9 protein-coding genes are annotated in these 11504 nt (G+C 72.2%); all 9 read left to right on the top strand.

Going from position 1 to position 11504, the window contains the following annotated elements; translation table 11 throughout:
* Positions 1 to 423: 423 nt before the first annotated feature.
* The 9 genes from ACZ5ID_RS23205 to ACZ5ID_RS23165 all read left to right on the top strand — a co-directional run bounded on the left by ACZ5ID_RS23205 (position 424) and on the right by ACZ5ID_RS23165 (position 11419).
* Positions 424 to 2094 (top strand): CTP synthase, encoded by a 1671-nt coding sequence (locus tag ACZ5ID_RS23205; protein WP_468901049.1) that lies wholly within the window; start codon positions 424 to 426, stop codon positions 2092 to 2094.
* Positions 2095 to 2167: 73 nt separating this feature from the next.
* Entirely contained in the window at positions 2168 to 2794 is a 627-nt protein-coding gene (locus ACZ5ID_RS23200; RefSeq protein WP_468901047.1) for an NUDIX domain-containing protein, read from the top strand.
* A 198-nt stretch (positions 2795 to 2992) separates the two neighbouring features.
* Positions 2993 to 5080, top strand: coding sequence for a tetratricopeptide repeat protein (locus ACZ5ID_RS23195; RefSeq protein ID WP_468901044.1), 2088 nt, complete (start codon positions 2993 to 2995; stop codon positions 5078 to 5080).
* 145 nt (positions 5081 to 5225) lie between these two features.
* Positions 5226 to 6341, top strand: coding sequence for an alanine dehydrogenase (gene ald, locus ACZ5ID_RS23190; protein WP_406552912.1), 1116 nt, complete (start codon positions 5226 to 5228; stop codon positions 6339 to 6341).
* Positions 6342 to 6757: 416 nt separating this feature from the next.
* Positions 6758 to 7879 (top strand): ParA family protein, encoded by a 1122-nt coding sequence (locus tag ACZ5ID_RS23185; RefSeq protein WP_188275230.1) that lies wholly within the window; start codon positions 6758 to 6760, stop codon positions 7877 to 7879.
* The gene (locus ACZ5ID_RS23180; protein WP_468901040.1) at positions 7864 to 8412 is read left to right on the top strand and encodes a hypothetical protein; all 549 of its coding nucleotides are present in this window, start codon (positions 7864 to 7866) and stop codon (positions 8410 to 8412) included. Before ACZ5ID_RS23185 ends, ACZ5ID_RS23180 begins: the two co-directional genes overlap by 16 nt.
* 36 nt (positions 8413 to 8448) lie before the next feature.
* On the top strand, positions 8449 to 9582 hold the full coding sequence (locus tag ACZ5ID_RS23175; protein WP_468901037.1) for a segregation and condensation protein A: 1134 nt from the start codon (positions 8449 to 8451) through the stop codon (positions 9580 to 9582).
* Positions 9579 to 10223 carry an SMC-Scp complex subunit ScpB gene (gene scpB / locus ACZ5ID_RS23170; protein WP_468901035.1) on the top strand — a complete coding sequence of 215 codons (645 nt, stop codon included), beginning with the start codon at positions 9579 to 9581 and terminating at the stop codon, positions 10221 to 10223. Before ACZ5ID_RS23175 ends, scpB begins: the two co-directional genes overlap by 4 nt.
* Positions 10223 to 11419, top strand: coding sequence for a pseudouridine synthase (locus tag ACZ5ID_RS23165; RefSeq protein ID WP_468901032.1), 1197 nt, complete (start codon positions 10223 to 10225; stop codon positions 11417 to 11419). Before scpB ends, ACZ5ID_RS23165 begins: the two co-directional genes overlap by 1 nt.
* Positions 11420 to 11504: the final 85 nt, after the last annotated feature.

Below are 11504 nucleotides of genomic sequence, written 5' to 3'. Positions count from 1 at the left end.
GCCACGTCCGCCCCGCGGGGCGCTTACTGCTAATGCGATGCGGTCAAGGGAACGCCAACGAGCGCATGTTGTGGGTGACGGCCGGGGTGGTGCCGTGCTACCAGCGGCTCGGCGGCGAGTGTCCGAGCAGGATACGACGCACGTGGGTGATCCGCCGATGCCTTCCTGCATCGCCATTGCGCCATATGGGTGAGTGGAGCACGCAGGGTCGCCCGGGTGTGTGCGGAGCGTGGCCGGAAGCGGTGCGCCGCACTCGCTGATACCCTGGTAGCCCGTGGCCGGGTGGTGAGAAAACCCCCGAACCGCAGCGACGGCGCCCCCCGGAAACTCGTTCCGCAGACGGACGGGATCCACAGAGGGTGACCGGCACGCACTCCAGACAGCGACCACGGGAGCCCCCTCTTGGCCATGCAGCCCACGGCTATGCGCAACAGCGCAGCCACGACGACCAAGCACATCTTCGTCACCGGGGGTGTCGCCTCCTCCCTCGGCAAGGGTCTGACCGCCTCCAGCCTGGGTGCGCTCCTCAAGGCGCGCGGGCTGCGTGTCACCATGCAGAAGCTCGACCCGTACCTCAACGTCGACCCGGGCACGATGAACCCGTTCCAGCACGGCGAGGTGTTCGTCACCAACGACGGCGCCGAGACCGACCTGGACATCGGCCACTACGAGCGCTTCCTCGACGTGGACCTCGACGGCTCGGCCAACGTCACCACCGGCCAGGTCTACTCGCAGGTGATCGCCAAGGAGCGGCGCGGCGAGTACCTGGGCGACACCGTGCAGGTCATCCCGCACATCACCAACGAGATCAAGCACCGCATCCGCCGGATGGCGACCGACGACGTCGACGTCGTCATCACCGAGGTCGGCGGCACGGTCGGCGACATCGAGTCGCTGCCGTTCCTGGAGACCGTCCGCCAGGTCCGCCACGAGGTCGGCCGCGACAACGTCTTCGTGGTGCACATCTCGCTGCTGCCCTACATCGGCCCCTCCGGCGAGCTGAAGACCAAGCCGACCCAGCACTCGGTCGCCGCCCTGCGCAACATCGGTATCCAGCCCGACGCGATCGTGCTGCGCGCCGACCGCGAGGTGCCGCTGTCCATCAAGCGCAAGATCTCGCTGATGTGCGACGTGGACGAGGCCGCCGTGGTCGCCGCCATCGACGCCAAGTCGATCTACGACATCCCGAAGGTGCTGCACACCGAGGGCCTGGACGCCTACGTCGTGCGCAAGCTCGACCTGCCCTTCCGTGACGTGGACTGGACGACCTGGGACGACCTGCTCGACCGGGTCCACAACCCCGAGCACGAGGTCACCGTCGCGCTGGTCGGCAAGTACATCGACCTGCCCGACGCCTACCTCTCCATCACCGAGGCCATGCGCGCCGGCGGCTTCGCCAACAAGGCCCGCGTCAAGGTCAAGTGGGTCACCTCCGACGACTGCAAGACGCAGGCCGGCGCCCAGAAGCACCTCGGCGACGTGGACGCGATCCTGGTCCCCGGCGGCTTCGGCGACCGCGGTGTCAACGGCAAGATCGGCGCGATCCAGTACGCCCGGGAGAACAAGGTGCCGCTGCTCGGCATCTGCCTGGGCCTCCAGTGCATCGTGATCGAGGCCGCCCGCAACCTGGCCGGCATCCCCGACGCCAACTCCACCGAGTTCGACGCCGCCACCGCGCACCCCGTCATCTCCACGATGGAGGAGCAGCTCGCCTACGTCGAGGGCGCGGGCGACCTCGGCGGCACCATGCGGCTCGGCATGTACCCGGCGAAGCTCGCCGAGGGCTCGATCGTGCGCGAGGTCTACGGCGACCAGCCGTACGTGGAGGAGCGCCACCGCCACCGCTACGAGGTGAACAACGCCTACCGCGCGGAGCTGGAGAAGAAGGCGGGCATCCTCTTCTCGGGCACCTCCCCGGACAACAAGCTCGTCGAGTACGTCGAGTACCCGCGCGAGGTGCACCCCTACCTGGTCGCCACGCAGGCGCACCCGGAGCTGCGCTCCCGCCCGACCCGCCCGCACCCGCTCTTCGCGGGTCTGGTCAAGGCGGCCGTCGAGCGTCAGCAGGAAGCGCGCAGGACCGGCGAGAAGTAGTCGGGTTACGGTTGCCGGGGTACGGGTCCTCATCGGACACGTACCCCGGTTTCTGTTTTGCGGGAGGACATCGATGCAGCTCAAGGACACCCCCGAAGAATGGCGGGTCGTCGCCAGCACGACCCCGTTCCAGGGCGGCAAGACCAGCGTCCGCACCGACGACGTGGTCATGCCCGACGGCACGGTCGCCCGCCGCGACTACCAGGTCCACCCGGGCTCGGTGGCCGTGCTCGCCCTCGACGAGGCTGGCCGCGTCCTGGTGCTGCGCCAGTACCGCCACCCGGTGCGCCACAAGCTGTGGGAGATCCCGGCCGGTCTGCTCGACGTGCCCGGCGAGAACCCGCTGCACGCCGCCCAGCGCGAGCTGTACGAGGAGGCGCACGTCAAGGCCGAGGACTGGCGGGTCCTCGCCGACGTCTACCCCACGCCCGGCGGCTGCGACGAGGCCGTACGGATCTTCCTCGCCCGTGATCTGTCCGAGGCGGAGGGCGAGCGCTTCGAGGTCTCCGAGGAGGAGGCCGACATGGAGCTGGCCCGGGTGCCGGTGGACGAGCTCGTGCGGGGCGCGCTCGCCGGTGAGCTGCACTACAACTGCCTCGTGGTGGGCGCGCTGGCGGTCCTGGCCGCGCAGGCGGGCCCGGGCCTGGACTCGCTGCGCCCGGCCGAGGCGCCCTGGCCCGCCCGCCCCTTCGAGAAGTAGCCGCCGCCGGGTCGCGCGCGGATGCCGCGCGACCCGGACGGCCTACTCGCGGTATGTCCGTCCGACCATCCGCTGATCCGATCGGGCGACCCGCCCGCCGCGCTCCACCGGGCCTCCCACCACGGGTGAACTACGCTCGGAACGCCCGTGCGGAGACCCGCCGGGCTCGGCTCGTGCGCAGCGGACGGAGCGTGGCCCGTGACGGATCAGGCGGTGGACGTGGGCGGCTCTGCCGCGCGGGGCGGGCCGGCCGCGCCCGAGACGACCGGCCGTCAGTTCTTCGGCAGGCAGCGGGAGTTGAAGGAGCTGCGCGAGGACGTGGCGCGGGCGGGGCTGGACACGCTGTCCGGCCGCAAGTCGGCGCGCGCCCGGGTGCTGCTGATCGCCGGACGCCCCGGTTCCGGCCGGACGGCCCTCGCCGAGGAGCTGGCGCGGCAGCTCGCCGCCGAGTACCCCGACGGGGTATTGCGGGCCGGCCTGCGCGAGCCGGACGGCACGCCCGTCCCCATCGAGCGGGCGGCCCGCGAGCTGCTCGACGCCCTGGACGTCCCGGTGCCGCCCGGCGGCGGCGCGGACGAGCTGACCCAGCTGGTGCGCGAGGCGCTCGCCGGGCGCCGGGCGCTGCTGCTGCTCGACGACGCCGTCGACGCCGAGCAGGTCGACCCGCTGCTGCCGCAGGACGCCGGGTGCCTGGTGGTGGCGACCGCCCGCGGCCCGCTCACCGGCATCCCGGACGTACGGCCCTGCACCCTCGGCGGCCTCGACCCCAGGACCGCCGTCGCCCTGCTGCAGAGCTACACCGGAGCGGTACGGATCACGGTGGACCCGCGCACCGCGGAGAACCTGGTCGAGGAGTGCGCCGGGGTGCCCGCGGCCGTCGTCCTGGTCGGCGGCTGGCTGGCGGTGCGGCCCCAGGCGGCCGTCTCCGACGTGGCCAAGCGGCTCCACGCGCTGCCCGACGACAGCAGGCTGACGGGGCGGCTTCCCGTCGCCGAGCGGCCGTTGGCGCGCGCCTTCAAGCTGGTGTACGAGTCGCTGCCGGGGCCCAACGCCCGGCTGCTGCGGCTGCTCTCGCTCGCCCCCGCCGGGATCGCGGACGCCCAGACCGCCTCCGCGCTCGCCGGGTGCTCGGTCTCCGCGGCCCAGAACACCCTGGAGGACTTCGTCGCGTACGGGCTGCTGCGGGTGTACGGCGACCCGGACGGGCGGCCCGCCCAGTACGCGGTGCCCGGCTGGCTGGCTCCGCTGTTGCACACCCTCGCGGACAGCGCCGACCGGCCCGGCGAGCTCCAGCTGGCCCGGGCCCGGATGCTGGAGCGGACCGTACGGCTGCTCCAGTCCTGCCGGGCGGTCACCGAGCCCGACGGCTCCCCGGCCCGCAGGAAGCTCGCGGGGCTGCCCCGCGCCCTGCGCTTCCCCAGCGAGCGGCTGGCCGCCGCCTGGCTGGAGACCCGCCGGCCCGCGCTGCTCGCGGCGGCCCGGCTCGCGGTCGAGGACGGCGGGCTGGACACGCTCGCCCGCCGGCTGGTCGCGGCCCTCGTACGGGCGCTGGCCGCGCACCGGGGGACCGAGGCGGCGGCTCCCGACCTCTACGGTCTGCACCAGCTGGTTCTGGACGTCGCCGAGCGGCACGGGCTGCACCGGGAGAAAGCCGCGGCGCTGCTCAATCTGGGCGATCTGGACGCGGAGGCGGGGCGTACCGCCGACGCCCTGGTGCGCTACCGGGCGGCTCTGGACGCGGGCCGCGCCGCGAACGACCCGTACGCCACCGGCCGCGCGATGGAATCCGTAGGCGGCGCCCACCAGGAGCTGGGTGACTGGACGCGCGCCACCGACTGGTACGGGCGGGCCCTGGCCCAGCGCCTCGCCCGGGGCGAGCGGGAGGACGAGGCGCGCCTGTACGGGCGCATCGGCGCGGTGCTCACCTACGCGGGCCGCTACGGCGAGGCGCTCCGCAGTTGGCGCGCCGCCGTGGCCGGATACCGACGCCTGGGGGATCTGCCGAGCCAGGCGCGGGCGCTGAGCGAGGCGGCCCGGGTGCAGGAGTACGCCGGACGGCCCGAGGAGTCGCTGCGCACCTGCCGCGAGGCGGTGGAGTGGGCACGGCAGGCCGGTGATCTGCGTCTCCAGGCCGCCCTTCAGCTGCGCCTCGCGGACACGCTCGACCGGCTCGGAGACCCGGCGGCGGCCAGGCTGCACCGGGGCGCCGCGGAGCGGCTGCTTGAGCCTGACAGGGAAGGAGAGGCTCCGGCCTACGAAATCCGCAGTGCTTCGGCCAAAGATTAGTTGTTTGTAAGGGTAGACAGCGCGAAGACCTTCATTAGACTGGCTCCGCCGCACCTTCTTGCGGTGTCTCCCGGTGCGCCTTGGTGCATCCGGGTATGTATGTATTGCACCCCCTTCGTCCCCTGAGCCAAGGACCGTGATCGACGTGAAGGTCGGTATCCCCCGCGAGGTCAAGAACAACGAGTTCCGGGTGGCCATCACCCCCGCCGGCGTGCATGAGCTGGTGCGCCACGGCCACCAGGTCGTCATCGAGCGGAACGCCGGTGTCGGCTCGTCGATCACGGACGCCGAGTACGTGGCCGCGGGCGCCGAGATCCTGGGCACCGCCGACGAGGTGTGGGCCGCCGCCGACCTGCTGCTGAAGGTCAAGGAGCCCATCGCGGAGGAGTACCACCGCCTCCGCAAGGACCAGACGCTCTTCACCTACCTGCACCTCGCCGCCTCCCGCGAGTGCACGGACGCCCTGCTGGAGTCCGGCACCACCGCCATCGCGTACGAGACGGTGGAGACCGCGGGCCGCGCGCTGCCGCTGCTCGCCCCGATGTCCGAGGTCGCGGGCCGGCTGGCCCCGCAGGTCGGCGCCTACCACCTGATGGCCTCCGTCGGCGGGCGCGGTGTGCTCCCCGGCGGTGTCCCCGGCACCCACGCCGGCCGGGCCGTCGTCATCGGCGGCGGTGTCTCGGGCTGGAACGCCACGCAGATCGCCGTCGGCATGGGCTTCCACGTGACCCTGCTCGACAAGGACATCAACAAGCTCCGCGAGGCCGACAAGGTCTTCGGCACCAAGGTCCAGACGATCGTCTCCAACGCCTACGAGCTGGAGAAGGCCGTCATCGAGGCCGACCTCGTCATCGGCGCGGTCCTCATCCCGGGCGCCAAGGCCCCGAAGCTGGTCACCAACGAGCTCGTCGCCAAGATGAAGCCCGGAAGTGTCCTTGTCGACATCGCCATCGACCAGGGCGGCTGCTTCGAGGACTCGCGTCCGACCACCCACGCCGAGCCGACCTTCATGGTCCACGACTCGGTCTTCTACTGCGTCGCCAACATGCCGGGCGCGGTGCCCAACACCTCCACCTACGCGCTCACCAACGCCACGCTGCCCTACATCGTGTCGCTGGCGAACAACGGCTGGGCCGAGGCGCTGCGCCGTGACCCGGCGCTCGCCCTGGGCCTCAACACCCATGACGGCCAGGTCGTTTACGGCCCCGTCGCCGAGGCCCACGGCCTGGAGACCGTCGAGCTGAGCACGCTCCTCGGCTGATCCGACACGCCGTGACGACCCTCTGACGAGAGACTTCGTCAACGCGCGTCGTCAACCTCACGCACCCGGCCGGACCTTGTCGACCCAAGGTCCGGCCGGATGTGTATCGCGACACTTTCCCCGGTGTGCGGCAGGCTGGCTCAACTCGCCTCGAACGTAACTCTTTAACCTTTTCGCGCACCCCCGAAACCCGCGCTCTGATGCCCGTACGCCCTTGACAGAGCGGTGTTCGGTTGCCGACACATCCGGCCGGGTCCGGCGGATTGTGTTGCTGCGGACCGGTGACACGCCATAGAGTCGCCAACCGTCGGCATGGTGCCACGCTGACCTATCGATAAAGTTTCCTGGTCACTTCCAAGGAGGTAAGACGACTTGTGAATGAGTCGACATTTACTCCTGGAGGTGGTCAACCAGGGATGCCCGCACGGGGCCATGGCCCTTCGGGGCCTGCTGAGGCTGTCGGCTCCGTCGCGGTCCGCGCCTTCGCAACCACCCCGCACATGACGACAGCCCCACGGATGATGGACGGCCTACACGTGAACGCCATGGCCGGCAACGAGAGTGGCCGCGAGACCGCCGCTTTCGCCGACTACGACGAGGTGCCCCAGGGGCACTTCTACGACCCCGACGCCGAGTACGAGCCCGACCCCGAGTACGCGGCCACCCTCGCACCCGACGCCGCACGCCAGCGCCGCGAGCGGATCGGCCCGACCGGACGGCCGCTGCCGTACTTCCCGATCCCGGGTCCGCTGACCGACCACGGTCCCGCGAAGATCATCGCGATGTGCAACCAGAAGGGCGGCGTCGGCAAGACCACGTCGACCATCAACCTGGGTGCCGCGCTCGCGGAGTACGGGCGCCGGGTGCTGCTCGTCGACTTCGACCCGCAGGGCGCCCTCTCGGTGGGCCTCGGCGTGAACCCGATGGAGCTCGACCTCACGGTCTACAACCTGCTCATGGAGCGGGGCATGTCGGCCGACGAGGTGCTGCTCAAGACCGCGGTCCCCAACATGGACCTGCTGCCGAGCAACATCGACCTCTCCGCCGCCGAGGTGCAGCTGGTCAGCGAGGTCGCCCGGGAGTCCACGCTCCAGCGCGCCCTGAAGCCGCTGATGGCCGACTACGACTACATCGTGATCGACTGTCAGCCCTCGCTCGGTCTGCTCACCGTCAACGCCCTGACGGCCGCTCACAAGGTGATCGTGCCGCTGGAGTGCGAGTTCTTCGCGCTGCGCGGTGTCGCCCTGCTGACCGAGACGATCGAGAAGGTCCAGGAGCGGCTCAACCCCGACCTGGAGCTCGACGGCATCCTGGCGACGATGTACGACTCGCGCACGGTGCACAGCCGCGAGGTCCTGGCCCGGGTGGTCGAGGCCTTCGACGACCACGTCTACCACACGGTGATCGGCCGGACCGTGCGCTTCCCGGAGACCACGGTCGCCGGTGAGCCGATCACGACGTACGCGTCCAACTCCGTCGGTGCCGCCGCCTACCGCCAGCTCGCCAGGGAGGTGCTCGCCCGGTGTCACGCCGAGTGAGTCTGCCCGGGGCCGACGAACTGTTCCGTACGACCGGAGGAATGGCACTCCAGTCCTCCACCCCGAGGCGGACCAACGGCGAGGCGAAGGTGCCCGGACCCGCGGGCGAGAGCGACCCCGCCGCGCAGGAGTCCGCGGGGCGGGCCGAGCACTCGGCCGCGGAGGAGGAGCCCGCGTCGGGCGAGCCGCGCAGCCGCGGCGCCGCCGCGTCCGAGGCCGCCAAGGCCGCCGGCGCCCGTCCGGGTGCTCCGGCCGCGGCCGGCGGCGGTTCCGGCACCGCGCAGCAGCGGCGGCGGGCCCGGGCGGCCAACCGGCGGCCCAGCGGGCGCGAGCGGCACGACGAGAAGATCACCGTGTACGTCTCCGCGGAGGAGCTGATGGACCTGGAGCACGCGCGCCTGGTCCTGCGCGGGGAGCACGGGCTCGCCGTCGACCGGGGCCGCATCGTGCGCGAGGCCGTCGCGGTCGTCCTGGCGGATCTGGAGTCCCGGGGCGACGCGAGCATTCTCGTACGGCGTCTGCGCGGCCGGTAGCGGCTAGCCTGCGGCGTGCGGCGTCCGCCGCGCGCCATGTACCGCCCGCTCCGCACTCCCCTGGAACCACTCTTGCCCACCGCCGACGACGCACCGGACGCTCCCGCCGCGCGGGGGGCCCGGCGTGCGCTCGGGCGGGGGCCGGGGGGTGTCTCCCCCGCCCCGCCCCTTTCCGGAACCCTCCGGGGGCCGGAGCCGGAGCCGGGGCCGGGGCCGGTGGGGGACGAGGAAGGTCTCCCGGAGGCCACGCCCCCGGGCCCCGCTTCAGCCTCCGCTTCCGCCCCCGCCCCCGCCTCCGAAGAGGCGCCCGATCTCCCGTCGGCGGCAGCGGACCGCCCGGGGCCGGCCGCGCGGGACGAGGCCGTCAGGCCCCCCGACGGGCGGTTCACCGTGCGGCTCGTCAACTTCGAGGGGCCCTTCGACCTGCTGCTCCAGCTCATCTCCAAGCACAAGATGGACGTCACCGAGGTCGCGCTCTCCAAGGTGACCGATGAGTTCATGGCCCACATCCGGGCCATGGGCGCGGACTGGGACCTCGATCAGACCACCGAGTTCCTCGTCGTCGCCGCCACCCTGCTCGACCTCAAGGCGGCCCGGCTGCTGCCCGCCGCCGAGGTCGAGGACGAGGCCGACCTCGCGCTCCTGGAGGCCCGCGACCTGCTGTTCGCGCGGCTGCTGCAGTACCGCGCGTACAAGCGGATCGCGGACATCTTCAGCGAGCGGCTCGACAGCGAGGCGCGCCGGTACCCCCGTACCGTCGGGCTGGAGGCGCACCACGCCGAGCTGCTGCCCGAGGTCGTCATCAGCATCGGCCCCGACGGGTTCGCCAAGCTGGCGGTCAAGGCCATGCAGCCGAAGGCCAGGCCCCAGGTGTACGTCGACCACATCCACGCGCCCCTCGTCTCCGTACAGGAGCAGGCGGCCGTCGTGGTGGCGATGCTGCGGGAGGCCGGGGACGCCAGCTTCCGGGAGCTGACCCTGGACGCGCCCGACACCCTCACGGTCGTCGCCCGCTTCCTGGCCCTGCTGGAGCTGTACCGCGAGAAGGTCGTGGTCCTGGACCAGGACGAGGCGCTGGGTGAGCTGATGGTGCGCTGGAGCGGCGGCGACGGGGCCCGGGCCGCCGTCACGGACGAGTTCGACCGAGTCGTGGAGGTGGAGACGGCGTGATCCAGGAATCCCCCGAGGCGCCGGGAGACGAGCTCGCGCTCAAGCCCGCCTTGGAGGCCGTCCTCATGGTCGTGGACGAGCCGGCCACCGAGGAGCACCTCGCGAAGGTGCTGGAGCGGCCCCGGCGGGCCGTGGCGGACGCGCTGCGCGAGCTGGCCGACGAGTACACCGTCCAGGGCCGCGGCTTCGAGCTGCGGCTCGTGGCGGGCGGCTGGCGGTTCTACAGCCGGGCCGAGTACGCCCCGGCCGTCGAGGGCTTCGTCCTGGACGGGCAGCAGGCGCGGCTCACCCAGGCGGCCCTGGAGACCCTGGCGGTGGTCGCGTACCGCCAGCCGGTGAGCCGGTCCCGGGTCTCGGCGGTGCGCGGAGTGAACTGCGACGGGGTCATGCGGACCCTGCTCCAGCGCGGTCTGGTCGACGAGGCGGGCACGGAACCCGAAACAGGTGCGATCCTGTACAGGACGACGAACTACTTTCTTGAGCGGATGGGCCTGCGCGGTCTGGACGAGCTCCCCGAGCTCGCACCCTTCCTCCCGGAGGCGGACGCGATCGAGGCCGAGACCCTGGAGGGTGTGCCGTCGTTCGATCCGGACGCGCCCGACGCCCCGGAAACCCCAGCAGACGACAAGACGGAAATTTGATGCGAAGCAGCGGCAGTAACAGCAGCGGAAACAACGGCGGGAGCCGTGGTGGCAACAGCGGCAGCCGCGGCAGCAGCGGCGGTGGCGGCCGGAGCGGCGCCGGCCGCGGCGGCGCGGGCGGTGGCCGGGACGGTCAGCGCCAGGGCGGCGGCCAGCGTCAGGGTGGCGGCCCGCGCCAGAGCGGCAGCGGCAAGCCGCGCCCGCTCCGCCCCGAGGAGCGCACCTACGACATGGGCGGCTCCGACAACCGGGGTGACGCCCCCCGTGGCGGCCGTGGCGCCGCCGCGCGCGGTGGCGCCAAGGGCGGCCCCAAGGCCCCCCAGGGCGGCACCCCGGTGCGCCGCGGCCCGCACGGGCAGCGGATGGGGCAGGCCCGCCCGCGCGAGCTCGACGCGAAGATCGAGCAGCGCAACCGCGACCGGTACGCGGACAAGCCGGAGATCAGGACCCCGAAGACCTTCCCGGGCGCCGAGCAGGAGGGCGAGCGGCTGCAGAAGGTGCTCGCCCGCGCCGGCATGGGTTCGCGCCGCGCCTGCGAGGAGCTGATCGAGCAGGCCCGCGTCGAGGTCAACGGCGAGATCGTCCTTGAGCAGGGCAAGCGCGTCGACCCGGAGCGCGACGAGATCAAGGTGGACGGCCTGACGGTCGCCACCCAGTCGTACCTGTTCTTCGCGCTGAACAAGCCCGCCGGTGTCGTCTCCACCATGGAGGACCCGGACGGCCGTCAGTGCCTGGGCGACTACGTGACCAACCGTGAGACCCGTCTCTTCCACGTCGGCCGGCTCGACACCGAGACCGAGGGCATCATCCTGCTCACCAACCACGGCGAGCTGGCCCACCGTCTCACGCACCCCAAGTACGGCGTGAAGAAGACCTATCTGGCCGCCATCACGGGCCCGCTGCCGCGCGAGATCGGCAAGCGGCTCAAGGAGGGCATCCAGCTGGAGGACGGCTACGCGCGCGCGGACGCCTTCCGGGTCGTGCAGCAGACCGGCAAGAACTACCTGGTGGAGATCGAGCTCCACGAGGGCCGCAAGCACATCGTGCGCCGCATGATGGCGGAGGCCGGCTTCCCGGTCGAGAAGCTGGTCCGGGTCTCCTTCGGCCCGATCGCGCTCGGCGACCAGAAGTCCGGCTGGCTGCGCCGCCTCACCAACACCGAGGTCGGCATGCTGATGCGCGAGGTCGGCCTGTAGCCGCTCCGCGCACCCCGGTACCGAGCCCGGCCCCTGACCGACGGGGGCCGGGCTCGCCGCTGTGCGCGGGCGCCCGCGCGTACGC

The sequence above is a fragment of the Streptomyces sp. NPDC031670 genome (genome assembly GCF_055580545.1).
Note: the sequence above shows the minus strand (reverse complement) of the source record. Positions and strands in the feature narration are given on the sequence as shown.